Annotated in this window: 21 protein-coding genes and 1 rRNA gene; 7 read left to right on the top strand and 15 right to left on the bottom strand. The window is 65.7% G+C overall.

Annotated features, from left to right (window positions below):
- The 7 genes from LDL49_RS20015 to LDL49_RS19985 all read right to left on the bottom strand — a co-directional run.
- Positions 1-71: ribosomal RNA gene (locus LDL49_RS20015) — 16S ribosomal RNA — on the bottom strand; the annotation flags it as partial.
- A gap of 414 nt (positions 72-485) precedes the next feature.
- Positions 486-3059, bottom strand: a complete 2574-nt coding sequence (locus tag LDL49_RS20010; RefSeq protein ID WP_225292609.1) for a valine--tRNA ligase — start codon at positions 3057-3059, stop codon at positions 486-488.
- 73 nt (positions 3060-3132) lie between these two features.
- Positions 3133-4416 (bottom strand): ATP-dependent Clp protease ATP-binding subunit ClpX, encoded by a 1284-nt coding sequence (gene clpX, locus LDL49_RS20005; RefSeq protein ID WP_225292608.1) that lies wholly within the window; start codon positions 4414-4416, stop codon positions 3133-3135.
- Positions 4417-4590: 174 nt separating this feature from the next.
- Positions 4591-5214, bottom strand: coding sequence for an ATP-dependent Clp protease proteolytic subunit (locus LDL49_RS20000; protein WP_225292607.1), 624 nt, complete (start codon positions 5212-5214; stop codon positions 4591-4593).
- Between the two features lie 10 nt (positions 5215-5224).
- Positions 5225-5857, bottom strand: coding sequence for a ClpP family protease (locus LDL49_RS19995; protein ID WP_225292606.1), 633 nt, complete (start codon positions 5855-5857; stop codon positions 5225-5227).
- A gap of 174 nt (positions 5858-6031) precedes the next feature.
- A complete protein-coding gene (gene tig / locus LDL49_RS19990; protein ID WP_225292605.1) occupies positions 6032-7429 on the bottom strand; it encodes a trigger factor in 1398 nt (465 codons plus the stop codon).
- 169 nt (positions 7430-7598) lie between these two features.
- Positions 7599-8465 (bottom strand): Sco1979 family transcriptional regulator, encoded by an 867-nt coding sequence (locus LDL49_RS19985; RefSeq protein ID WP_225292604.1) that lies wholly within the window; start codon positions 8463-8465, stop codon positions 7599-7601.
- 247 nt (positions 8466-8712) lie between these two features.
- Here LDL49_RS19985 and LDL49_RS19980 point away from each other — a divergent pair, with 247 nt between their 5' ends.
- Complete coding sequence (locus LDL49_RS19980; protein WP_225292603.1) at positions 8713-9174, top strand: ATP-binding protein; 462 nt, start codon at positions 8713-8715, stop codon at positions 9172-9174.
- Positions 9175-9320: 146 nt separating this feature from the next.
- Positions 9321-10154 carry a M48 family metalloprotease gene (locus tag LDL49_RS19975; protein ID WP_225292602.1) on the top strand — a complete coding sequence of 278 codons (834 nt, stop codon included), beginning with the start codon at positions 9321-9323 and terminating at the stop codon, positions 10152-10154.
- A gap of 17 nt (positions 10155-10171) precedes the next feature.
- Here the strand turns inward: LDL49_RS19975 and LDL49_RS19970 are convergent, their stop codons facing one another.
- From LDL49_RS19970 to LDL49_RS19960, 3 genes are all read right to left on the bottom strand, one after another.
- Complete coding sequence (locus tag LDL49_RS19970) at positions 10172-11527, bottom strand: M1 family metallopeptidase (protein ID WP_225292601.1); 1356 nt, start codon at positions 11525-11527, stop codon at positions 10172-10174.
- Positions 11528-11653: 126 nt separating this feature from the next.
- Complete coding sequence (locus LDL49_RS19965) at positions 11654-12370, bottom strand: hypothetical protein (protein ID WP_225292600.1); 717 nt, start codon at positions 12368-12370, stop codon at positions 11654-11656.
- A 236-nt stretch (positions 12371-12606) separates the two neighbouring features.
- On the bottom strand, positions 12607-13419 hold the full coding sequence (locus LDL49_RS19960) for a hypothetical protein (RefSeq protein WP_225292599.1): 813 nt from the start codon (positions 13417-13419) through the stop codon (positions 12607-12609).
- Between the two features lie 58 nt (positions 13420-13477).
- Between LDL49_RS19960 and LDL49_RS19955 the strand changes: the two genes are divergently transcribed.
- Together LDL49_RS19955 and LDL49_RS19950 are read left to right on the top strand one after the other, a co-directional pair.
- Positions 13478-14050, top strand: coding sequence for a hypothetical protein (locus LDL49_RS19955; RefSeq protein WP_225292598.1), 573 nt, complete (start codon positions 13478-13480; stop codon positions 14048-14050).
- Positions 14051-14895: 845 nt separating this feature from the next.
- Positions 14896-17235, top strand: a complete 2340-nt coding sequence (locus LDL49_RS19950; protein ID WP_225292597.1) for a hypothetical protein — start codon at positions 14896-14898, stop codon at positions 17233-17235.
- A gap of 188 nt (positions 17236-17423) precedes the next feature.
- On the opposite strand, the gene LDL49_RS19945 is transcribed toward LDL49_RS19950, so the two are convergent.
- Genes LDL49_RS19945 through LDL49_RS19935 form a run of 3 tightly spaced genes read right to left on the bottom strand, consistent with a single transcriptional unit; the run spans position 17424 to position 19712 of the window.
- Positions 17424-18041 carry a hypothetical protein gene (locus tag LDL49_RS19945; protein ID WP_225292596.1) on the bottom strand — a complete coding sequence of 206 codons (618 nt, stop codon included), beginning with the start codon at positions 18039-18041 and terminating at the stop codon, positions 17424-17426.
- Positions 18042-18099: 58 nt separating this feature from the next.
- Positions 18100-18969: a Scr1 family TA system antitoxin-like transcriptional regulator gene (locus LDL49_RS19940; protein WP_225292595.1), complete on the bottom strand. Its 870-nt coding sequence runs from the start codon at positions 18967-18969 to the stop codon at positions 18100-18102.
- Positions 18970-18986: 17 nt separating this feature from the next.
- On the bottom strand, positions 18987-19712 hold the full coding sequence (locus tag LDL49_RS19935) for a DUF6879 family protein (RefSeq protein WP_225292594.1): 726 nt from the start codon (positions 19710-19712) through the stop codon (positions 18987-18989).
- Positions 19713-19982: 270 nt separating this feature from the next.
- Between LDL49_RS19935 and LDL49_RS19930 the strand changes: the two genes are divergently transcribed.
- On the top strand, positions 19983-21620 hold the full coding sequence (locus tag LDL49_RS19930) for an HNH endonuclease family protein (RefSeq protein WP_225292593.1): 1638 nt from the start codon (positions 19983-19985) through the stop codon (positions 21618-21620).
- Positions 21621-22141: 521 nt separating this feature from the next.
- Here LDL49_RS19930 and LDL49_RS19925 read toward each other — a convergent pair.
- Together LDL49_RS19925 and LDL49_RS19920 are read right to left on the bottom strand one after the other, a co-directional pair.
- The gene (locus LDL49_RS19925; protein WP_225292592.1) at positions 22142-22789 is read right to left on the bottom strand and encodes a 2'-5' RNA ligase family protein; all 648 of its coding nucleotides are present in this window, start codon (positions 22787-22789) and stop codon (positions 22142-22144) included.
- Between the two features lie 9 nt (positions 22790-22798).
- Positions 22799-23584, bottom strand: coding sequence for a GntR family transcriptional regulator (locus LDL49_RS19920; RefSeq protein WP_225292591.1), 786 nt, complete (start codon positions 23582-23584; stop codon positions 22799-22801).
- Between the two features lie 147 nt (positions 23585-23731).
- Between LDL49_RS19920 and LDL49_RS19915 the strand changes: the two genes are divergently transcribed.
- Together LDL49_RS19915 and LDL49_RS19910 are read left to right on the top strand one after the other, a co-directional pair.
- A complete protein-coding gene (locus LDL49_RS19915) occupies positions 23732-24061 on the top strand; it encodes an SCO3933 family regulatory protein (protein ID WP_225292590.1) in 330 nt (109 codons plus the stop codon).
- Between the two features lie 93 nt (positions 24062-24154).
- Positions 24155-25525 (top strand): FtsK/SpoIIIE domain-containing protein, encoded by a 1371-nt coding sequence (locus LDL49_RS19910; RefSeq protein WP_225292589.1) that lies wholly within the window; start codon positions 24155-24157, stop codon positions 25523-25525.
- The last annotated feature ends 24 nt before the right edge of the window (positions 25526-25549 follow it).

Genomic DNA, 25549 nt, shown 5'->3' with positions numbered 1-25549 from the left:
TTCCGCTCGACTTGCATGTGTTAAGCACGCCGCCAGCGTTCGTCCTGAGCCAGGATCAAACTCTCCAAACAATGTCTGAAGGGAAAGAAATCCCAACCATATAAAAGGAATCCACCACATCCACACCCAAGAGGCGCAGACATGACGGGGTTGTGCATCATGCACTGGCTTTTAACACACTGTTGAGTTCTCAAGAAACGGACGCGTACTCCCCAACCTGCGAGAGGCGCACATTTCGTCTCACCCATTTTATCAGATCCGCGCGATCCTTGTCAAATCGGCTGATCCGGTACGTTCCGGGCAACCCTGGTAACTTACCTGAACTTCTGACTCATGTCCAATCACACGCGGACACAGCCCGAAGCTCGGGAGAGATCACTGGGTTTTGCCGGGCTAACTTGCCCCGCGTTTAAGACTCTAGCAGCCCTGGTGCGGGGGAAGACCCAACTTCGGTAACGAATAGGTCTTCCCCCGGTGTGTCTCGCTCAAACACCCAAGCCGGCGAGCTGGGCCTCGAGCCGCACGATGTCGGCCGCCGACTGCTCGGCACGCCCCCTGACCTTGGCGACCACGTCCTCGGGCGCCTTGGCCATGAACTGCTCGTTGCCGAGCTTGGCCGCGACCTGGGCCGCCTCCTTGCGCGCGACCGCCAGATCCTTCTCCAGCCGCTTGCGTTCGGCCGCCACGTCGATGGCGCCGGCGGTGTCGATCTCGACGGTCACCCCGCCCACGGTGAAGCGGGCAGTGGCGGAAAAGGCGTCTGACGGCTCGGTGAGCCGCAGGAGTGAGCGGATGGCCCCTTCCTGCCCCGCGAGAGCCGTGCCGGTCAGTCCGAGCCGCGCGGCCACCTTCTGGCCGGGCTTCAGCCCCTGATCCGAACGGAACCTGCGCACCTCCGTCACCAGCTCCTGCAGGGCGACGATCTCCGCCTCGGCCACTGGATCGGTGCGGGCGGCATCGACCTGCGGCCACGGCGCCACGGCGACCGACTCGCCGCCCGTGACGGCTCGCCACAGCTCCTCGGTGACGAACGGCACCAGCGGGTGCATCAGCCGCAGCAGCGTGTCGAGCACGTGGCCCAGCACGAGCCGCGTGTGCTCCAGCCCCTGACCGAGCTGGATCTTGGCCAGCTCCAGGTACCAGTCGCAGACCTCGTCCCACGCGAAGTGGTAGAGCAGATCGGACGCCTTGGCGAACTCGAACTCCTCGAAGGCCGCGTCGGCCGTCGAGATCACGCTCTGGAGCCGCGACAGGATCCACCGGTCGGCCGCCGTCAGGTCCAGGCCCTCCAGGGAGCCGGTGGTCGCGCCGTTCATCAGCGCGAAGCGGGTGGCGTTCCAGATCTTGTTGCAGAAGTTGCGCGAGCCGCCCGCCCACTCCTCGCTCACCGCGACGTCGGCCCCGGGGTTGGCGCCGCGTAGCAGCGTGAAGCGTGTGGCGTCGGCCCCGAAGCGCTCGATCCAGTCGAGCGGGTCGACGACGTTGCCGAACGACTTGGACATCTTCTTGCCGTATTGGTCGCGGACCATGCCGTGCAGCGCCACCACGCGGAAAGGCGGCTCGCCGTCCATGGCGTACAGGCCGAACATCATCATGCGCGCGACCCAGAAGAACAGGATGTCGTAGCCGGTGACCAGCACGGACGTCGGGTAGAAGCGTGCGAGCTCCGGTGTCGCGTCCGGCCAGCCGAGCGTGGAGAACGGCCACAGGCCCGAGGAGAACCAGGTGTCGAGGACGTCGGCGTCCTGGACGTAGCCGGCGGGCGGATCCTGGTCGGGGCCCACGCACACGACCTCGCCGGCCGGGCCGTACCAGACCGGGATGCGATGCCCCCACCACAGCTGGCGGGAGATGCACCAGTCGTGCATGTCGTCGACCCAGTCGAAGTAGCGCTTGGCCAGCTCGGGCGGGTGGATGCGGGTGCGGCCGTCGCGCACCGCGTCGCCGGCGGCCTTGGCCAGCGGCGAGACGTTGACGAACCACTGCAGCGACAGCCTCGGCTCGACCACCGTCTTGCAGCGCGAGCAGTGGCCGACCGAGTGGACGTAGGGGCGCTTCTCGGCGACGATCCGGCCCTCGGCGCGCAGCGCGGCGACCACCGCGGGTCGTGCCTCGAACCGGTCGAGCCCCTCGAACGGTCCGTGCGCGGTGATCACGCCGCGCTCGTCCATGATGGTCAGCGACGGCAGCGAATGCCGCCGGCCGATCTCGAAGTCGTTGGGGTCGTGGGCCGGTGTGACCTTGACCGCGCCGGTGCCGAAGGCCGGATCGACGTGCTCGTCGGCGACCACGGGGATCTGCCGGCCGGTGAACGGCACCTCGACGAGCGTGCCGACCAGGTGGGCGTAGCGCTCGTCGGAGGGGTGCACGGCCACGGCGGTGTCACCGAGCATGGTCTCCGCGCGGGTGGTCGCCACCACGATCTCGTCGGAGTAGCGGATGGAGACGAGCTCGCCGTCGTCCTCGCTGTGCTCGACCTCGATGTCGGACAGCGCGGTGAGGCAGCGGGGGCACCAGTTGATGATGCGTTCGGCCCGGTAGATCAGGCCGTCGTCGAAGAGCCGCTTGAAGATGGTCTGGACGGCTCGCGAGAGGCCGGTGTCCATGGTGAAGCGCTCGCGCTCCCAGTCGACACCGTCGCCGAGCTTGCGCATCTGGCCGAGGATCCGGCCCCCGGACTCCTCCTTCCACTGCCAGACGCGCTCCACGAACGCCTCACGGCCGAGGTCGTGGCGCGACAGGCCCTCCTTGGCCAGCTCGCGCTCGACGACGTTCTGGGTGGCGATGCCGGCGTGGTCCATGCCGGGCAGCCACAGCGTCTCGCGGCCCTGCATGCGGGCCCGGCGGGTGAGCGCGTCCTGGATGGAGTGGTCGAGCGCGTGTCCGATGTGCAGGACGCCGGTCACGTTGGGCGGGGGGAGGACGATGCTGTACGGCTCGCGCGGGCTGCCCGGGTCTGCGTGGAAATAGCCTTCGGATACCCAGCGCTCGTAGCTCCGGGTCTCGACGTCGGCCGGGGTGTACTGGGTGGGCAGCTCTGGCGTTGTCACAGTGACCAATTCTAGGGAGGTGGTGGAAAGCGAAACGCCCCAGGGAGTTGTCTCCGCGGGGCGCTTGCCGTATGGGAAGGGATCAGGCGGACTTTTCCCGCGGCGTGCGCTGCTGTTTCGCGGCGAGCTGGTCGCGGGGTACGAGCGTCGGGATCGCGTGTTCGAGCACGGACTCGCGGGTGATGACCACCCGGGCGACGTCCTGGCGCGACGGCACCTCGTACATCACCGACTGGAGCACCTCTTCGAGGATGGCGCGCAGGCCGCGCGCGCCGGTGCCGCGCAGGATCGCCTGGTCGGCGATGGCCTCGAGCGCCCCGTCGGTGAACTCCAGCTCCACGCCGTCGAGCTCGAGCAGCTTGCGGTATTGCTTGACCAGCGCGTTGCGTGGCTCGGTGAGGATCTGGATGAGCGCCTCACGGTCGAGGTTGTGCACCGAGGTGATGACCGGCAGACGACCGACGAACTCGGGGATCATGCCGAACTTCAACAGGTCCTCGGGCATCACGTCGGAGAAGATGTCGGCCATGTCGACTTCTTCCTTCGACCGGATGATGGCGTTGAAGCCGATGCCCTTCTTGCCGATGCGCGACTCGATGATCTTTTCCAGACCGGCGAAGGCGCCGCCACAGATGAACAGCACGTTCGTCGTGTCGATCTGGATGAACTCCTGGTGGGGGTGCTTACGTCCGCCCTGCGGCGGCACGCTCGCGGTCGTGCCCTCCAGGATCTTGAGCAGTGCCTGCTGGACGCCCTCACCCGAGACGTCGCGCGTGATCGACGGGTTTTCGCTCTTGCGAGCGATCTTGTCGACCTCGTCGATATAGATGATGCCGGTCTCGGCCTTCTTGACGTCGTAGTCGGCGGCCTGGATGAGCTTGAGCAGGATGTTCTCGACGTCCTCGCCGACGTAGCCCGCCTCGGTGAGCGCGGTGGCGTCGGCGATGGCGAAGGGCACGTTGAGCATCTTCGCCAGCGTCTGCGCGAGCAGTGTCTTGCCCGAGCCCGTGGGGCCGAGCAGCAGGATGTTGCTCTTGGCCAGCTCTAGACCGTCATCTCTACCTCGGTCGCCGGACTGCACCCGCTTGTAGTGGTTGTAGACCGCCACCGAGAGCGCCTTCTTCGCCTTGTCCTGACCGATGACATAGGCGTCGAGGAACTCGTAGATCTCCCTCGGCTTGGGCAGGTTGTCCCACTTGAGCTCAGAGGACTCCGAGAGCTCCTCTTCGATGATCTCGTTGCAGAGATCGATGCACTCATCGCAGATGTAGACGCCTGGACCGGCAATGAGCTTCTTGACTTGCTTCTGGCTCTTCCCGCAGAAAGAGCACTTCAGCAGGTCTCCCCCGTCGCCGATGCGTGCCACCCCAGATACTCCTTTGCGTGGGACCGCCCTGCTCCCGCGATCCGTATCTACCGGACCGGGTCCGAACCGCTCAGGTTTCGACGTTACCGTCTTCTGGGCCCTCAGTGAGCCCCCTGGCGGCGAGTCGCACCGGAACGTGCCCTATTGGGCAGCGCTCCGGTGCGTCACATCTCATCAGGAAGCGACGGCCTGAGCTCGCTTCTTCCTCGACGGGATGATGTCGTCGATCAGACCATACGCCTTTGCCTCGTCCGCGTTGAGAATTTTGTCGCGTTCGATGTCCTTTCGGACTTCCGCAGGCGCCTTTCCGGAGTGCTTCGCCACGATCTCCTCCAGGAGGGAGCGCATGCGAAGGATCTCGCGGGCCTGGATCTCGATGTCGCTTCCCTGGCCGCCGCCCTCGGTGGACGGCTGGTGGATGAGCACCCTGGCGTTGGGAAGCGCGAACCGCTTACCGGGAGTCCCGCCGGCCAGCAGCACGGCCGCGGCGGAGGCGGCCTGCCCCAGGCAGACGGTCTGGATCTCCGGCCGGACGAACTGCATCGTGTCGTAAATCGCCGTCATGGCGGTGAACGAGCCACCCGGCGAGTTGATGTAGATGCTGATGTCACGGTCGGGATCGAGCGACTCCAGCGTCAGCAGCTGAGCCATCACGTCGTTGGCCGACGCGTCGTCGATCTGCACTCCGAGGAAGATGATGCGGTCCTCGAAGAGCTTGTTGTACGGATTCATCTCCTTCACGCCATAGGACGTGCGTTCGACGAAGGAGGGGAGAACGTACCGGCTTTCGATGTTCACTTCAACTCCCCTAGGAGACGGCGCCTTGCGAGGGCACCTGCCTCGCGCTGCGCACCACTTGGTCGATGAAGCCGTAGTCCTTGGCCTCTTCGGCCGTGAACCAGCGGTCTCGATCGGAGTCGGCCTCGATCTGGTCGAGCGGCTGGCCCGTGTGGAGCGCGATCCGCTCGGCAAGGGTCTTCTTCACGTAGAGCATCTGCTCCGCCTGGATGGCGATGTCCGCGGCGGTGCCGCCGATGCCGCCGGACGGCTGGTGCATCATGATGCGCGCGTGCGGCAGGGCGTAGCGCTTGCCCCTCGCGCCCGCCGACAGCAGGAACTGCCCCATGGAGGCGGCCAGTCCCATGGCGACCGTGGCCACGTCGTTGGGCACATATTCCATCATGTCGTAGATGGCCATGCCGGCCGTCACCGACCCGCCAGGCGAGTTGATGTAGAGCCAGATGTCACGTTCGGGATCGTCGGCCGCGAGCAGCAACAGCTCGGCACAGATACGGTTGGCGATCTCGTCGTTGACCTCCTGCCCCAGCACGATGATGCGCTCGCGCAGCAGGCGCTGGTAAAGCTGGTCCTCAAGCCGGAAGGACGAGCCGTTCTCACGGCCTCGCGACTCAGGCTGATAGAAGGTCGGCGGGCTGGTCACAGCGTCACCTTCCGATGCGTCGTAATCGATTGGCTTTGCTTGTGACCCTAACGCGCGGGGCACACAGCTCATGCCCGGTCCGCCTACTGTTCGCTGACGGCGCAGGTAAGGCCGCCCAGAGCAGCGCGAAGCCCCCGAACCGTCCGGATCGGGGGCTTGGTGCCTTTTCTGGGGCTAGGCGTCGGCCTTCTCCTCGGCCGCCGGCTCGTCGGCCGGCTCGTCGGCCGGCTCCTCGGTGGGCTCGGCGCCGTTGATCTCGGTGTAGATGGCCTTGAGGTCGACCTCGTTGCCGTCGGTGTCGACCACCTTGGCGGCGTCGCCGAGGACGGACTTGGCCTTGTCACGGACGATCTCGACCATCGCCAGCGTCAGCTGGTCGTTGTCGGCCAGGTGCTGGGCCAGCTGGTTGGGCTGGACGCCCATCTCCATGGCACGGCGGACGACGAAGTTGGTCAGCTCCTGCTCGGAGACGCCCAGGTCCTCGCTCTTGACGATTTTGTCGAGGACGAACCCGACCTTGATGGCCTTGGCGGAGCTGCTGTCGAACTCGGCGAAGCGCTCCTCCTCGGTCGTCTGGTAGAGGCGGAAGAAGGCGTCGCGGCTGAGCCCGCTCTCAGCGATCTGGTGCTCGAGGTTGTGCTTGCGGGCGTCGACCTCGGCCTTGAGCGCGCTGTCGGGGATCGGCATCTCGATCTTGTCGAGCAGCGAGTCGAGGGCCTTCTCGCGGGCCTGGACGACCTGGTCGACCAGCTTGTTGCGGCGGGCCTGCTCGCGGATGCTGTCCTTGAGCTCGGCGAGCGTGTCGAACTCGCTGGCCAGCTGGGCGAACTCGTCGTCCAGCTCGGGCAGGACCTTCTCCTTGACCGTCTTGACGGTGATGATGACGTCGGCTTCCTCACCGGCGTTCTCACCGCCGACCAGCTCGGTCTTGAAGGTCTTCTCGTCGCCCGCGGACATGCCCACGAGGGCGTCGTCGAGACCCTGCAGCACGGAGCCGGCGCCGACCTCGTAGGAGACCTCGTTGGCCTGCTGCTCCTCGATGTTGGCACCGTCGATCTCGGCACGCAGGTCCATGACGACGAAGTCGCCGGCGGCGGCCGCGCGCTCGACGCCGGTCAGCGTGGCGAAGCGCTGGCGCAGCGCGTCGAGCTGACTGTCGATGTCCTCGTCGGCCACCTCGGCGGAGTCGACCGTGACCTCGGTGCCCGCGTAGTCGGGGACCTCGAAGTTGGGCCGGACGTCGACTTCGGCGGTGAACTCGACCTGCTCGCCATCCTCGATCTTGGTGATCTCGATGTCCGGCTGGCTGACCGGGAAGAGGTCGACCTCGTCGACGGCCTGACCGTACAGCTTGGGCACCGCGTCGTTGAGGGTCTCCTCCAGCACCACCGCGCGGCCGAAGCGCTGCTCGATGATGCGGGCCGGAACCTTGCCAGGGCGGAACCCGGGGACGCGCACCTGCTGCGCGACCTTCTTGTACGCCGCATCCAGGCTCGGGCGCAGCTCTTCGAACGGCACCTCGACAGTGAGCTTCACCCTGGTCGGGCTGAGCTCCTCGACAGCGGTCTTCACGGGGTGGTCTCCTTGATCAAGCTTCGAGTGATCGCGGGCGCGTCCAGATTTGGTACGGCTCACGCGCCGCGCCCACATGAGCGGCGCTGGGCATGCTCCGCCTTGGCGGGATCCAAGCGCCGTTCGCCAGTCTAGGGTAGATGCGTACCCAACAACGACGTGACGACCCTCAGAACTCCTCGGCGATCACCCGCAGGAGCTCGATGGTCTCGTCCGGCGTCGTGCTGACGGCGCAGAGCCGCTCCATGACCTCGGTGTAGCGGTCGACGTCCTCGCGTTTGTCCAGGTAGAGGGCGCTGGCGAGTTGCTCGACGTACACCACGTCCGGCAGGTCGTGGTCGGGGAAGCGCAGGACGCTGAACGCGCCGCCCTCGGCGCTGTGGCCCCCGAAGCTGAACGGCATGACCTGGATGGTGATGTTGGGCTGGCGCATCAGGTCGATGAGGTGTTCGAGCTGGGCCCGCATCACCTCGGCGCCGCCGATCGGGCGGCGCAGCGCGGCCTCGTCGATGACCGCCCAGAAGACGGGGCCGTCGGGCCGGTCGAACATGCGCTGGCGTTCGAGCCGGAGGTCCACCCTGCGGGCGATCTCCTCCGCGCCGATGCCGGCCGAGCCGGCCGTCACGACCGCCCGGGCGTATTCCTTGGTCTGTAACAACCCCGGGACGAACTGGACCTCGTAGGTCCTGATCCTGGCCGCGGCCTCTTCGAGGCCGACGTAGGCCTGGAACCACGTGGGCAGGATGTCGTTGAACCGGTGCCACCATCCGGGCTCGTTCGCCGTGGCCACCAGGTCGAGTACGGCTGCGCGCGCCTGGGTGTCCACCACCCCGTAAAGGGTCAGCAGATCGGCCACGTCGCGTTCCTTGAAACCGACGCGACCCAGCTCCATGCGGCTGATCTTGGATTCGGAGCCCCTGATGAGGTGGCCTGCCTCCTCGCGGGTAACGCCCTTCCCCTCCCTGAGCCTGCGCAGCTGGGAGCCCAGGAGGATGCGCAGCGCCGTAGGGCCGGAACCCGGCTGGTTCTGCGTCACTCTGCCTCCTATCAAGGTCCGCACACACAGTGACACCACATTGCCGGGTATGACAAGGTCTCAACCTGGTGTCCGATTCGGATACCCCTACCCGTAGCCGCTCATGCTGCTGCACATTGCACATGCACGTGCATTTGGGTCTTGCAGCGGCCGGGGATCGTGATCCATGATGGCCTAGTGCATATTGGCCAAACATGCACGAACCCAGGAACAATCGGGAGGTATCGGCGGGATGGTGGAGGACCCCTTGGCCACTGCCGACTGCCTGCAGATCACCCGTGAAGTGGGGTTCGACAGCCTGTTGAGCGCGGGCAAGCCGTACACGACCTCGTGTCCGCTGCCCTTCCAGGCCGACTCCGTGAAGACCGCCAGGGACGTGACCCGTTCCACGTTACGCGGTTGGGGCCTGCCGGAGTTGGGCGACGACGCCGCGCTGGTCGTGTCAGAGCTGGTCACGAACGCGGTCAGGTACGCGATGTACGCGCGCGGCCGACGGGAGATCCAGCTGCTGCTGATGCGGGTCGTCCCCCACGTACTGCTGGCCGTGGCCGACCCGAGCGACAAGATCCCCACGCCCAAGGAGCCCGACTTCATCTCCGAGAACGGGCGTGGCCTTTACATCGTCGAGACCTACAGCCAATGCTGGGGCTGGGACCCGCTGGCTCGTGGCGGCAAAGCCGTGTGGGCCCTCTTCCGGACCGACTCCTGATTTATTACTCTTTCTTGGAGTGAAGGGGAGTACCTCCGAACACGCCTGATCGTCATGACGGCCCGCGCGGCCCGGTCAGGCGGGCCCTGTGTGGCGAGGGAGACCTTCCGGCCCGTCGTCGTCGGCTGGAGGTTCCGAAGGTGCGCATGCTCATCCCCATGGCCCTGCTCGCGGCCGTCTACTCGGCCGTCCTGGCCGGTCTGGTGCTGATCGGGATCCCGGTCCTGTACGTCGCCCTGGGGGCGGCCCTCATCCTGCTCGTGCAGTGGTGGTCCACCGAGGTACTGGCGCGGCGGATGACCCGGGCCCGGTACGTCACGGCCGAGCAGGAGCCCGAGCTGCACGCCGTACTCGATCGGCTCTGCGCCCTGAGCGACGTGGCCAAGCCGCGGCTGGCGATCAGCCCCTCCGCCGCCCCGAACGCCTACACGGTCGGCCGCACGCGGCGCAGCGCGACGATCATCGTCACCGAAGGGCTGCGCGCCCGCCTGGAACCCGATGAGCTGACGGCTGTGCTCGCCCACGAGATCGCGCACATCCAGCACCGGGACGTGGCGGTGATGACGCTGGCGAGCTCGTTCGCGATCGCGCTGGCGGCGTTCGCCAAGGGCACCGGGCGGGCCGCGGTGGAGGCTCCGGGGCTGTTCTTCGAGGAGTTCCCCTTCGGGCTGTTCGTCGGGCTGGCGATCCTGACGGGCGGGGCCGCCGCGGGGCTGGCGAGCTACCTCGCGCACCTGCCGCTGCGCTGGCTCAGCCGCTCCAGGGAGCTGGCCGCCGACCGCGCCGCCGCCGACCTGCTCGGCCAGCCGGGGCTGCTCGCCTCGGCGCTGCTCAAGGTGCACGCGGAGGACGGCATCCCGCTGACCGACCTGCGGCGCGGGGTGCCGGCGCTGGGGCTGGTGGCCTGCCGGACGAAGAAGGGCTCCCTCATGGCCACGCACCCGCACGTGCACGTGCGGGTGCAGCGGCTCATGGGATAGTCCCCTTTACTGGGCCTTTACTGGGCGGTCGGTGTGGTCGGCGAGTCGAGCCAGTCGTCGACCAGGGCGGTGAAGTCGTCCCCCGTCCGCTCGTTCAGCCACTTCACGAACGACGCCCGGTCCTGCGTGGTCCCCTTGTGCTCCTGCACCCAGGCGCGCAGGGTCGCGAAGAACCGCTCGTCGCCGAGCCGCTTGCGGATCTCGTGCAGCATCACCGCCGGACCGTAGTACACGTTGCTCGCCCCGAACGCGCTCGCCTGGTAATGCCCGGGCGGCCCGAACTGGTTGCGCAGCCTCCCGTCGAGCGCCCGGGCGTCGCGGAGGTAGCTCTCCAGCTTCGAGCCGCCGTGCTCGGCGTACCATGCCCACTCGAAGTACATCGCGAAGCCCTCGTTCAGCCAGACGTCACGCCAGGTCCGGGGCGTGACCGCGTCGCCGAACCACTGGTGCGCCATCTCGTGCGCCACCACATTGACGGTGAGGAACTCGGGGGCCAGGGTCACCATCTGCTGGGTCTCCATCCCGGAGTCGCTGGTGACGACCACCCCCGCGCTGTTGAAGGGGTAGGGACCGAGCCGCTTCTCCAGCCAGCGCAGGATCGCCGGCGTCTGCCGTACGACGGGCAGGTAGTCCTTCCGGTCACCCGGGCGCAGCCAGTACGTGATCGGGATCCCGCGCGGCCCCTTGGCGTCGAAGCGCTGGTAACGATCGACGGTGAGCAGCGTGACGTAACTGGCCACCGACTCGGTCGAACGCCAGAGGTAGGTGTTCCCCTTCCGGCCCTCGAAGCGCCCGTGCGCCACCGCGGCCCACCCGCGCGGCACCGTGACCGCCACGTCGTAGCGGGCCTCGTCGGACGGGTGGTCGTTCACGGGGAACCAGGTGAAGGCCCCGTACGGCTCCTGCAGCGCCCACGCCGACCCGTCGGCGGCCGAGCGGAGGCCGAGCTTGCTCGTGTCCTGCCGGTACTGCCCCGTGCGTACCGGCTGGGGAACTCCGTGATAGCGGACGGCCACCTCGACCTGCTTGCCCGCCACCACCGGGGAGCGCAGCGGAATGACGAGGCGGTCGCCCGGGTGCCCGGCCTTGATCGTCTTTCCGGCGACCGTCACCCCGTCGACGCGCAACGCGCGGCCGAAGTCGAGCGAGATCTTGTCTATCTTCTTGACGGCTCTGACGGTGAGCCGAGCAGTACCGGTGAGCAGGCGCTTGGACGGCTTCCAGTCCAGCTTGAGCCCGTAGTGGAGGACGTCGATCGCGGGGTTGCCGTAGGCGGGGTAGACAGGGTCCGCCACCGGCTCCGAGCGACCCTTGTCGGGAACGCCCGGCACGGCGACCGCCGCGGTGAGTAAGAGGGAAATGATCGAATGCACCGCGCTACGGTAGTACGGCCTGCTTTGCGGCGATATAGAACCCCTGGTAACCGTCATTACCGGCGGCCGTCTTCTTCAGCGGCCTCGCCGCCGTGGCCGTTCCTCGATCGTCGTGGCGGCCTCCCATCAGCTCTTGTCGTAGACCCCCGCGGACCACGTTCCGGGCCTGACCCCCAGGTCGGCGGCCAGTTCCAGGGCGACGTCGTACCTGATCAGTTCCTGGGCCGCGTACCTGCCGTTGCAGGTCCCCTTCCGCTTGTCGACCACGGCGCAGCCGTCCAGTGACGCCTGCCCGATGAGCTCGGTGGGAGGGAAGACCCACACGCGGATGGACTGCTGCCCGTCCACCCGTCCGAAGGGGAGCGAACTCCGCTTGTAGGTGCGCCGGGCCATGCCGCCCTGGCACCGGCTGACCTGCCCCGCGCGGCTGCCCTTGACGGCCGTGACCACCCATGACTGCGGATTCGCGCAGATGACGGCCACGGTGGTGGCGTGGCCGGCCGGCTTGATCTTGAGGTCGTTTCCGGTAGCGGACCCCGAGTTCATCACAGCCGCGATCCTGGTCAGGCCGTCCAGACTGGCCGGCGGATCGGGCACGCGCGACGGTAGCGTGGAGGCCGCGCTCGACGGGGCGGCCGACGCGACGAACTGGGCCGCCGGTGCGGGCACCGTCACCGCTCCTGGGAGCACCCACGCCACGGCGGCCCCCGCCAGCACCGCGCCCGCGCTCCACCGGGCGAGCCTGCCCCTCCGTACGATCTCGGCCACGTCCATGTCCCCTCCGGGTCCGTACGTCGTGCGCTCGGCGAGCAGCTCGCGCAGGTCGTCTTCGATATGGTTCATCGCTCCACCTCCATCAGCTCATCTCAGCCCTCGACTCAGCCCATTTGATGATCACTGTGGCGGAGCAGGCTAGCGATCATGATCCTGACCACTTCGAAGCCACTTGGAGTGGGGATCACATCGGAGGCGTTCCTGACTTCGGGCCTCAGGCGCACGGGCAGCCAGTTCATGGTGGGTGGCGGCCTGCTGACGGATGCGGGCTACGAAGTTAGTAGATCTTCTCCGCATAGTTCCCGTTACATGACATTTCCGACACCGCACTTGACCTGGGCTTTTACTCTCGCCGAGATCTCCAAACACCTCTTGAAGGGCACTTGACCTGCGGAAACGGCGAGGTACTCTCGCCCTACCACAAGCTTCCGGTTTAGCCACATCAGTCCATAGTCATCACTTCTGTCAGGGTCTGTATGGGTAAATCCGGCCTCGTCCCGGAGGTCCCACAACTCCATGACGCACCAAACTGCCCCGACCGCTCCACAGGCAGCCGATGACCACGCGAGCCCCGACCAAGGCGGCACGAGCCGAAACGGCTCCCACCACGAAGGCGTCAACCCGTCGACCAGCGCGACCCGCCCTGTGCCTGAACCGACCGGGGTCTCGGATACGCCGCCATCCACGACCGCACCGATGCCCTCCTCTGACACACCCACCTCGATATCCGACGCATCTTCAACCGCAGCTACTCCACGGCCAACTTTCGACGCACCGACTGCCACCGCCACCTCCGATACCCCCTCCTCCACTGCGCCGGAATCGTCCTCCCCCACTGCCACCCCTACATCGTCTGCCTCACCGTCATCCACCCCCACCTTTACGCCGACCCCCACTGCGTCGGATTCATCGTCACCCACCCCCACCCCCACAACATCCGACTCGCCCACGACGTCGGACTCGCCGTCAGCCACAGCCACCTCCGAAGCCGAGCCGACCGCCAGCTCCACTGATGCGGCGACCACGACTTCGTCCTCGCCCATGCCAACTACGACCTCCACAACCGAGCCCGCCATTGCGGAGGACACCGCTGCCACGCCGACGGCGTCCAGCACCATGGCTCAAAGAGCACTCCCCACACACCTCAACGCCGCGATCACCAACCCCCTGCCGAGCTTGTCCACTCCAACGATGATCACCTCGGCCGTGGTGGTCGTGGCGGCCCTGCTAGCTGTGCTCACAGTGCTCGTGGCCAAGGCCCGCCACAGGACGCGCTTGGCCACCGCCGGATACGTGGAACCCATCCCCTTCACGCCCGCCCCCCACCACAGCACCGCCGAGCCCGACGAGGGCGACCGGTGGAGGCGGCAACTCCTGGAAGCCATCGAGGCCGCCGCCGCCGACCAACAGAAAAACGTCCTACCCGACGCGCTCTACGGACAGGAGAACCCGCGTCCCGAGGCCAGTGCGCCGGTACTCGGCTCCGCCACGGACCCTCAGGAGACCGCCGCCTGGACTCCGCCATTCGAGCCCCTCAATCCCCCCGGCCCTCTGGAGTCGCTCTTCAACTCCGAACCAAGCACTAGCGTCGTCAACCTCCCGGAGACCTCCCCGTTCGACCCCTTCGCCCCGGCCGAGAGCGACCCTGGCTCGGAGTACCACGGACGCAGGCGGCGCAGCGAACACCCCGCCGCCGATGAGGGTGCCGACGACACGCCGCCGGGAGACACCGGTCGGTCCATCCCATAGCCGGTGGCGACGGCGGCCAGCCGGGACCAAGCTCATGGACGGAGCATCCTCCAGTGTTCACGTCCACCGCAGGCACCGTGTTGGACGCGGCCAACGTCCGGCGCGCCTTCCGGAGCGTCATCAAGGGCTCATAGCCGGGCGCGGATAGACCTCGAACCTTGGCCGGCGCGGAACGACAGCCACGCAGAAGGCCACCCACCAACCTGGTGAGTGGCCTTCTGGCTGGTCGGGGCGACAGGATTTGAACCTGCGACTTCTTGCTCCCAAAGCCACTTGCCTGGGGGCAGCATCCCGGATCGAGTGGTGCTTGACCAGCAATAACGATCCTCCAGAGTCCCCAGGCGTCCGGGAGTGTGCTTCGCGGTTGTCACCCACTTGGTCACTCACCCGGTGTCAGCTCACCTACCGGTCCACAGGCCCGGTCCTACCTGCGTACGGGGCATAACAGCATGGACACGGCACCGCCAACAAGCGGCGCCTCCCCTTCGCGTCCCGTCAGATGAGCACCGTCCTAGGCTGCCGACTCGTCCTGTGGTCGGTCGACCTCGCCGGACCTCCTGTTCCGGTGTTCAGTCCAGGCGATGACCAGCTTGGCGGCAGCGACAGCCATGTTCACCACGCCAACCGCCAATGTGAGTAGTTGCGGAATGCACTCCACTTGATTGCCTTTCTGCTCGTGCCGAAGGACAAGAGCAGTGCAGCCCGACCGGTCGGGGTTCGGCCACGAAGTCGGAAGAAGCCGAACAAACATCTCGGTTCTCCGGCCTACAGGGCAGACTGAGCTGACGGTTCGCTGGTGTTCGACCAGTGCAGGCGAATGCTGCGAGATGTGAGAGGACGACGGGATGGGCGCGGCACCGGATCCAGCGGCGATACACACCCCCACCGAGCTGGCTGCAGCACTGGACGCGCTGCGCGCGGAACGACGCCTTTCCTACCAAGGCCTTGACCGAGCAGCCAGACCGGAGCGTCTGCCTGCCAGCACGCTGAGCAATCTGCTCAGGCGCGGACGCTGCACGGAGGAAACGCTGTCAATATTTCTCCGGGCCTGCGGGATCATCGGGACAGATCAGGCTGCCTGGCAGGCAGCCCTGGAACGTGCCCTGACAGATCGTCCGTCGCGATTAGGCATGATGCGGATCACGCAGGCGCTGCCGCGGCGATTGGGTGTGCACGCGGCCATCGAAACTCTCGGTGCCACAGGCGAGCTCCCGGCCTACGTACCCCGGGACACGGACACTGCCCCCGGCGGCGTACGTGCTCTGCTGCGGAAGGCGATGGCGCGTGGTGGGCTGGTGCTGCTCGTGGGCAGCTCGTCGGTGGGCAAGACCCGGTGCGCCTTCGAGGCGGTTCAGGCGCTCATGCCCCAGTGGTGGCTGCTGCACCCGGGCGATGCGGCCCGAATCCGAGCCCTGGCCACTGAGCCCGTTGCCAGAACCGTGGTGTGGCTTGATGAGCTTCAGCGCTACCTGGACGGACCTGATGGGCTGGCTGCGGACACCGTGAGAGCTCTGCTGCACGACGGCGCGGTTATCGTCGCGACCCTATGGCCCGACAGCTACAGCACGTACACCACCCCGCCGGCTGGCGGCGCAGTCGACCCTTATGCCCGGGAACGGGAGTTGCTGAACCTCGCTGATGTCGTACACATCAGCGGCGGCCTCAGCGACACCGAACGCGAGCGGGCCAAGCGAACCGCTGATGCTGATCCGCGTGTCCAGCTCGCGCTGCAATCAAGCGACTATGGGTTCACCCAAACCATGGCCGCGGCCCCACAACTAGTCGCGCGGTGGGTCAACGCGGATCCCTACGAGCGCGCGATACTCACGGTCGCCGTCGACGCTTTCCGCCTGGGTACTCATAGCCCCTTGCACCCGGGCTTTCTCAGGGCCGCGGCTCCTGCCTACTGCGATGCACGAGCTCGGGGCGCGGCGCCACCCGACTGGTTCACAGCAGCCATCGCAGGCACCACCCACCTCTTACATGGTGCAGCCGCGTGTCTGGCACCAGTCGCCCAGAACATGAGTGAGATCACGGGCTATGTTCTCGCCGACTACCTGAAGCAGCACATTGCCGAGGAACGCGGCTCTGAGCCTGTCCCACCGGAGATCTGGCATGCATTGGCCATCTGGCTGAAGGAACCTGGCGACCTGGCCCGAGTGGCTGACAGTGCCCGGAAGCGAGTGATGTACAGCTTTGCGGAACACCTGTATCGCCGTGCCATGGACGCGGGTGACTTCTACGCGGGCGTGCGTTTGTCCGAAGTCTTGATCGCAGAGGGCCGCGCCGAAGAGGGCTTGGACGTCGTGCGCAGCATGGCCGAGTCCGGAGACATCGACGGCATACTGCAACTGGCTCGGGCACTGGAAGAAACGGGCAAGATCGGGGACGCCGCCGCGGTCCTACGGGCGGTTGCGGATCAGGGCGAGAACATCGCCGCGCTCAGACTGATCGTCATCCTGTCAGAAAATGAGCGATGGGAAGAGGCAGCAGAAGAGCTGGCCACTCGCGCTACGGCACGGACATGGCCAAAGGCCTCAGAACTCGCCGATTTGATCACTCGACTCAATGAGACGCCGGGTATGCCGTTCCGAGTGGAGCTTGGTGACTGGCACGCCGCTCCTCGGCTGGCGGAACTGCTAACCGAGCAGGGCCGTGTTGACGAAGGCCTGGCCTTGCTCCATGCCCGGGAAAAAGTCGGCGACCTGACGGCCGCGAGCCGACTGGCCGAACTGCAGGCCCAGCACCGACCGGACGAGCTGAGGCGAGTCGCCGAGACCGGCTATAACTGGGCGGCCTCCCGATGGGCTCGCCTCCTACTGGATCAGGGGCGTATCGACGAGCTGAGGGCGCTCGCGAACGCAGGCGAGGAATATGCCCAATACCGTCTCTGCGACTTCCTGATCCGCGAAGGGCGCATCGACGAGCTGCGCAGTATGGCTGATGACGGCAACGCGCCTGCGGCTACGAAGTTGGCAACCTGGCTGGAGAGGCAGGGCAATCTCGAGGAGGCCGCCACCGTGCTGTTCACTCGGCTGAACGCCGGCGATGCCCCCCACATCTTCTGCGCCGATTCCATGACCCGCCAGTGGATTAAACTACTGAAAGCTCAAGGACAGACCGAACTCGCTGAGAAAGTGAGACAGTCCGGAGTCGCTCCGGAATACTGGAAGCGAGATCCGTGAAACCTGCTTGTGGCCACGTCTCCTGCCGCGTGACTATCTGTTGCATCAGAAGCAAATATCGGAAACTTGGCCACTCGGTGGGCCAAACCCCGACTTCTTGCTCCCTGAGCCACACATCCGCTAGAGACCACGAGTATCCGGACTCGTGCACCCCGCCGCTACTTAGAATATTGCCTAGCGACCATGGCCTACCGTCGCTCGATGCGGGCAGGCCGCACATCCTTCAGCCGAACTAGCAATTCGCGAGCGAGCGCGAACTCGCGGTCGGGATCACTCAGCAGGACGATCGAGTTGCGTTCGTACGGCACCATTGGCGGCAAGTAGGGCAAGAATAGATCAGCGCGCACTCCGTACGGGATGCTGTCGCCTACGGTCACGATCATGGCGTTGCGCCGGAGATGCGGACAGTAGGTGATTGCCTCGGGGATGCACGCCTTACATGTCGGCGGCGCATTGGTGAAGCCGTCGCGCTCGTAGCCGCCTCCCTCAGACGACAGGAGCCACGAGATCCGCCCCGTGTCCGGATCCACCGCTGAGCGTGCGCACACCTGACACAGCCGCTTGGACATGCAGCGCCACTGCCGCCGCGTGTTCACCGTTGTGAAGTCCGGCCGGCCCGACCGCTTGGAGTTCTGCCGAAGGCGCAACACGCCGTAGGCCCAGTCGCCCGCCCTCGGTGCGTCATAGCTGAGCTTCCATCCTCCTGAGCGTGGCACGAACTTCAACGCCTGCTGGACGACATCGCCGGTGTAGCCGATGACGAAAGGCACCCGGAAGCTACTGATCACATTCTGTACGGGGAACACACACAGACCGTAAGCAATCCTGTTCGCCAGGCTCAATGAAGTTGCCGGGGTTTGCCCGCTACTCGTTCGGCAGGGCCTCCAGCGCCTGCCGGATCAGCCTCCGAGCTGGGTCGCCAACCACGGCCAGGCCGAGCAGCCGATCCCACGCCTGCAGGTACATCGCGATCTCGGATGGGTGCGTGATCGTCAGGTAGCCGGACACCAGCTCCACGGTCACCGATTCCTCGTCAGTGATGTCGAACGACTCGTCCGGAGCCACGCCACGACGGTGGATCGTGCGGGGGATTATGCCGAGCGACACCGAAGGCCGGCGCATTGCATCCAGCAGGTGCCGCAGCTGCTCGGTGTGCACCTCGTCCGCGTACGGGCGGTACCACAGGACATCCTCCTCCAGCACGAACAGGAAGCGCGCATCACGCCGCCGCAGGCAGCCTTGCCGGTCCACCCGCTCAGCGACCGCGGCCGCAACGTCGTCGACGTCTACGCCTTGCTCCATGCGTACCTGCGTGAGTGCGGCCGCGGTGTAGGCCGCGGTTTGCAGGAGGCCGGGGATGACCTTCGTCTGGTAGGCGCGCATGAGCCGGGCGCGCTCGTACTCTTCGCGAACCGACTCCTGCGCCCTCTTCAGGCCGCCTCGGTTGAGCTGCTTGTACGTCACCCACATCCCGGCCACGTCGCGCAGCTCGGCGAGCAGCTCCTGTTCCCGCTCCAGAGAGACATCGCAGGCTCGGCACCACACCCGCAGGTCTGCAGCGGTGATCGGACGAGCGGCATGCTCGATCTTCGACACCTTCGACACGCCGTGCCACCCGGCCAGCTCCGCGAGCCTTCGCCCGGTCAGGCCAGCGTCCTGCCGGATCTCCCGAAGCTGGTCAGCCAGGCGTCGCCGGGCCGCTTGGACGCTGGAGGAAGAGGTGGACGAAGGCAAAGCGGAACTCGTACCTTCTAGGGCCGGTAGGCCTCGTGCGGGATGGCGCGCTCCCAGGCCATCTCGAACGCACCGACGACCTGCGCCACCCTGCGCGGGTCACTGACATGTTCGTACTGCCTCAGACTCCGGCCGTCACCCGCGTTGAAGTTGTAGCGGACGATGCGCTGGTCGAACATCCAGAAGTCCGCACCGGGCAACATCAGGTCGTACGCCTGCCGCCTCGGCAGCCAGCGAAGCTCCTCGCCCGCCTTGACGTTCCCGTAGCTGATGGCGTGCTCCCACCGGATGTAGTCGCTGACCGGCTCCGCCACGATCCGCAGGCGCCGCATCCGCACCCCGCGAGCCACCGCCGCGCCGATCAACTCGACCCAGTCATCCCACTCGTAGTCGGTGCTGCCATCTTCCTGCCACTTCAGGAACGCCGGGTCTGTCGCGTCGTAGGTGTCGCGCATCTCCAGGTGCACGGCGGACCGCTCCGCGTTCTCCAGCATGCGCTCGAAGCTGGGCAGGCCGGGCCCCTGCTTGTTCCGCTCATAGGTGCCGCTGACGGCCTCCATCACGATCGGAGCCATGCGCGCGGGATGCCAGACCACGGACTCATCGGCGGCGATCGGGGAATCCTGGGCGATGCGCTCCAGGACGGCCGGATCGGTGACGGTCCTGCCCTGGAAGTACATGTCACCCGTCTCCGGGTCCACGAACACTGCCGGGCACTCGTTCTTCGGCGAACTGGGATCCATACCCACGAAGTCCAGAGCCACGGCGTACCCTTCCTGTCGTGTCGGCGACACCACCCCTGCAGTCTGTGAGCTTGCACGCACGCAACGTTGCCGTCAAGCGCCATCAACTGAAGCCCTTTCTGTTCCCAGAGCCGCCTCAGTGTTTTCTGATATCAGAAACCCGCATGGCGCTAGGCTGGCCAGCCACTGATCCCATTACGGCGACAGGTCAGACCAAGGCGCCTGCAGTCGTACTGACCACGAAAGGCGGGTTTCAACATGGCAACCCATATGGTCAACATGGACGCGCTTATTCCGCGGGACGACTTCGAGGCCGCCACCGATGAGCCCGCAACGCAGGCTTCCATCCTCAGCACTACCATGAAGATTACCGATCTTGGCCCCGAAAGCCTGATCTACAACGTACTTCGCAAGCCTGACTTCCAGCGCGAAACGGCTAACTGGACTCCCGAAAAAGTAGCCGAGCTCGTCAGAAGCTTCCTGGAAGGCGATCTGATTCCGTCAGTTATTCTATGGCGATCCCCGATTAGCGGAAATATCTTCGTCATTGACGGAGCGCACCGCTTGAGTGCATTGATTGCCTGGGTTCACGACGACTACGGCGACCGGTATACATCGATTCGATTCTTTGATAACAACATTCCCGACGAGCAGCATCGAGCCGCCGCCGCCACACGCAAACTGATATCAGAGTCTGTCGGCTCATACAATGAGCTTAATCTTGCACTACGCAATTCCGACACCGCGTCAAAGGATCGACTGCGTCTAGCGCGCAATTTGAGCGCCTTCGCTATCAACCTGCAGTGGGTGGGAGGCGGGGCCGAAAAGGCAGAGAGCTCGTTCTTCAGAATCAATCAACAGGCCACCCCGATCGATCCGACCGAACTAGACATGATCAAGGCCCGCCGGAAGCCGAACGCCCTTGCCGCCCGGGCCTTTATACGGGCAGGGACCGGCCACAAGTATTGGTCGACATTTAGCGATACAACTCAGTCAGAGATCGAGAGCATCGCCAAAGAAGTATATGACCTCATCTTTAGGCCGAACCTAGACGCTGCGATCAGAACAGCGGATCTTCCCGTGGCCGGACGGGCATATTCTGCCGACAGTGTAAAAATGATCTTCGAGCTCGTCAACTTCGTCAACGACCTTCAGCCAGAGATGTGGCGCGAGGATGTCCCCGCGAAAAAACGCCGCTCGGGAGGTAAAGCCTCCGCTAGGCCGCTAGCAGACGACACAGATGGACTAGCAACTCTAGGCTTCATGCGCGGCGTAAGAAAAGCTGCAAGCAGAATAGCCGGAAACGACCCCGCTTCTCTAGGACTCCATCCTGCCGTATATTTCTATAGTGCCACTGGTCGATTCCAACCTGCGGCCTTCCTATCGGCCGTGACTTTTATGCAGGAACTAGTCGACAAGCGCGCCCTTCCAAAATTCACTGAAAAACGGGCCGAGTTTGAGAAATTCCTCATCAAACATAAGTACTTTCTCAACCAGATAGTCCGCTCCTACGGCAGCCTCCAGCGATCTTCCCCAATAATTCTCCTAATGTATCAAACGATACTAGCCGCGCTACGAGAAGGCTGCACTGAGGCTCAGGTGATCGAACGCCTGAAGGCGCAGTCTGCGCTTAAATCTTCCGTCAAGATACAAAGCGATGAGGACCGAGCAAGCGGACGGAATTTCTCTACGGAGACCAAGAACGCTCTCGCTCTCAAGGCAACTATGGAGACAGCTCCTAGATGCGAAATATGTGGCGGACTTCTCCACCTTCGATCTGCAACAGTTGATCATATAGTTAGGAGACAGGACGGCGGAACAGGGGCGCTGAGCAACGCTCAATTTACGCATCCATACTGCAATTCTGGCTACAAGGAGAGTAGGCACGCGAGGGACAAGGCAACATAGCGAGGCGACTCTGATCACCTCGTACGCCGTCGACTCACCGCGTAGCGGCAGCGGGCCGGGGACGGAGTGTCAAGTTCGGCTTCGCGTGTACGTTCGCCGGTCGCCGTTCCTCGATCATTCGATGCCAACGGTCAGAGCCGAGCTTGATACGGAGGAGCTGGTCTGCTGGGCTTGCCTGAGTCGATGGCGTGCGAGGTGATCAGCCCTCAGCCACCCATCAACGTCACGTCCCGTGTGGCGATCACCTCGGTGCCGGAGTGCTCCCGCCGGAGGCATGCTTTTGACCTTGCGTCTCGGCTCGATACGGCTGACGCTCCGCCGCTTCGACGGTGCTCGGTACATCTTCTGCGCGTCGTTCTGACTGCGTCCCGTTGTGCGGCGGGGTGGCCGGGCGGGACCGGCCCGGAGAGGCCGCATGCCCGCCCGGACCGCCCGGCCGCCCGCCGCCCATCGGGCGGCGGCTTGAACCCGTATAGAAGGTTGTAACCACTCAAGATCGGACGACCACCAAGCGTTCCTCTCTATCGGGCCCCGAGGGGCACCGCCGTACGGGTAGTCCAGCGATAGAGCCACTCGGGATCAAGAACACGGTTCTGCACGATCAGCGCAACCTGCTCGACGTCGACACTGACCGGCTCGGCTTCGACCGCGCTCAGGGCGTCGATGTAGGGCCTGGCCGGTCCAGGTGCGTTGATGTAGGTCAGGCTGACGTGCGGTCGAAAACCCTTGGCCTGCTCTGCTGCCGTGGGCGCGCTCCCCATCACCTCGGCGATGCCGCTCCTGATCTCGTCCCAAATCTGATGCAGCGGCTCTGTGGGAGTTGGAGCCAGGACCACTCCCTCACCGAGCAAGGTAGGCCGGTGGAAGGTCAGCTCAACGGGGCCCAGCTCGCCCAGACGGACGCGTACGGCCTCAGCGATCTGGTCAAGCTGCTCCTCGGGCACCTCGTCGACGAACCCGACCCCTTGCACGGTGAGGTGTAGCCACCGCGCGGGTATCGGGTTGTGCTCTTCAATCGTTGCGAGAGCCGCTTGGTAGCGCTCGGCGAGCTGGTGCAGTTGTCGGGCGTGCTCGAAGGTCAGGTGCCAGGTGTAGACCAGGCGGCCCGGCCGCCACCCTTCCCGAGGCCACCAGTGCGAGCGCACCTCGTCGGCATCGTGGATGCTCATTGAACCACCTCAGATCTGTGAGGGAACGTCGGGAGCTTGCTCATCCTGCTCGATGTCGTACTCGTCGATGATCGTGACGCGGTCGGCCGGCCAGATGGATTCCGACACCTCCAGGACGGTCTCGTCCTCGGCGCGGGCCGTGTGGATGACGTGCATGACCTGGCCGCCCTGTGGCAGGCCGAGCGTGGCGGCCTCCTCTGGGGTGGCGTTGCGGGCGATCCACTGGTCGCGAGCGTGGTGATAGCGCTTGCCGCTGAGGTCTTCGATGCACAGGAACAGTGCCTTGGGGACGACCGTGCGTTCTTCGAGGGAGGTTCCGCGCGCGATGTCGGTCGGGATGTAGCTGGCGCCGATCTCCTCGGGACTGTTGGTCTCCTGGTCGTACAGGACGCGGCGGCGGGTGATGACCTCGGTGTCCTCGGGGATGCCCATGGCCTCGGCGATGCGGGCCGGCGCTTTCTCTGGTCCGGCGAAGACGATGTCGTGACGCAGGTGTGAAGTGAGGAGCTTCTGATCGCTGCGGGCCCGGCCGTAGCGGTGGCGGGAGCGTCGTTCGAGCCGGTGGTCTTGGCGTACGAAGGTGCCGATGCCGTGCTTGGACTCGGCGAGCCCTTCCGCGCGCAACACGCCGACGGCCTGGCGAATGGTCGGCAGGCTCACCCTGAATCGCTCTGCCAGGGCCGTTTCCGCGGGCAGGCGCTCGCCTGGCTGGTAACGGCCTTCCCGGATGTCCTGCCGTAGCTCTTCCGCGATCTGCTGGTACTTAGGGGCGAATCCGCCCAAACCTGATGTCACTGTTTCCGCCTCGTGGTGAGCGAACAGTAAAAACTGCTCTGCGCGCACTCTACTCCTCATTAGGAGTTGACGACAGGACCACTGAGGGTAATCATCGTCTCAGCAGTCCTCATTAGGAGTTGAGGACCTGAGGTCTGGAGGACGACCATGCGCAACATCCCCGTCGACATCACCGCCCTAGCATTCACGGTCGCCGGCGAGCCCGAGCCGAAGATCGTGGACCGCGCTACGGGCGAGGTGAAGAGGGACGCCGAAGGGCGGGAGCTCTACACCATCCCGCTGCTGCCCAAGCCGAACGACGACCGGCGCAACCCGGTGATCGTGGTGACGTTCCCGAGCGTGACGTTCCCGCAGATCCCCGAGGGTGTGCAGGTCCGGCCTGTCGGCCTGGCCGCGTTCTTCTGGTCGATGAACGGCCGCTCCGGTCTCGGCTTTCGCGCCGAGGCCATCTCGGTGGCCAACCCCAAGGCGGCCTAGCCACTGCAGCACCCCTGGAGCGGGCGCATCGCCTGGCAGCTAACCGCCCGCTTCGGGGCCTTCCTCTCGCAATACGAAAGGAACGTTCCAAGTATGTCCGACTGGCTGATCCCGCTGGCCATCACGGTGGCCTCGGTTTGCACGGCGCTTCTGGTGTGGCGCGCGCTCCATCCCGTCTCGTTCTGGCTCGTCGTGGGCTACCCGCTCAAGACGATGCACGTCTACTTCACTTGGGACAACGTCGCCCTGGGCTGCACACTCACCCGCAAGCGGCGCCGCTGGCGCTACACCCTCGATGGTCTGCCGATCGTCGGGCAGGCGGCCATCTCGCTGTCACACAAGCGGAAGATCCGTCGCGTCCCGATCGACAAGCCACCCCGGCTCGGCGTCATCCGCCCGTGCCGCCTCGGCTTCCGGATCAACGTCAAGCTGATGGACGGCCAGACGCCGGACGACTACAGCGCCCGGCTGCCCAACCTCGCGCACGCCTGGCGCGTGCACTCGGTACGGCTCGTCTCGTCCAAGCCCGGCCGGGTCACGCTGCTGGCCACCCGAGGCGATCCGCTGTCCGAGGTGCGTATCCCGGTGCTGTCCGAAGGGCTGCTGCGGGTGCGGGTCGGGCTGCTGGAGACCGGCGCGCCGTGGGTGGTCGACTTCCGTACCGTGCCGCACTGGCTCAACACCGGCGCGACCCAGTCGGGCAAGTCCACCCTGCTCAACGCGCTCATCACCGGCCTGTCCTCGCAGCCGGTTGCCTTGGTGGGCTTCGACCTCAAGGGCGGCGTGGAGCTGACCGCCTACGAGCCGCGCCTGTCGGCCATCGCCACTGAACGGGCCGAATGCGTCGGCCTGCTCGACGACCTGATCTGTCTGGTCAAAACGCGCATGGCACTGTGCCGGGCGAACAAGGTGCGCAATATCTGGAAGCTTCCGCAAGATCTCCGCCCGACGCCCGTCGTGGTCCTGGTGGACGAGGTGGCCGAGCTGTTCCTGATGGCGCACAAGGGCGAGAAGGACGAGATCGCCTCGACCGCCACCGCCCTCCTCAGGCTCGCCCAGCTCGGCCGGGCATTCGGCCTCTACCTGTTCGTCTGCGGCCAGCGGGTCGGCTCCGACCTTGGCCCCGGCGTCACCGCCCTGCGATCCCAACTGTCCGGGCGGGTCTGCCACCGGGTCAACGACCCGGAGACCGCCACCATGACCCTCGGCGACACCGACCCCGCAGCCCTCGATGCGGCCCGACAGATCGCCGCCAACATGCCCGGCACCGCCGTAGTGGTCGGCGATGACGGCCGCTGGTACCACGCCCGCTCGGTCTACGTCAGCGAAGAAGTCGCCGAGGCCGCCGCCACGGCCCACGCCATGCTCACGCCTGCCTGGGCCGACCTGCTCACCGGCACCGACACCGTGACGGTCACAGACGCGGAGCTGGAAGCCCTGGCCCGCGAAGGCGAACCCACCTAACCACCCACCTGCCACGGCCCCGGC

The organism is Nonomuraea aurantiaca, assembly GCF_020215705.1.
Lineage (GTDB): Bacteria > Actinomycetota > Actinomycetes > Streptosporangiales > Streptosporangiaceae > Nonomuraea > Nonomuraea aurantiaca.
The sequence above is the reverse complement of the archived record's forward strand: the minus strand, read 5'-3'. Positions and strand labels throughout refer to the sequence as shown.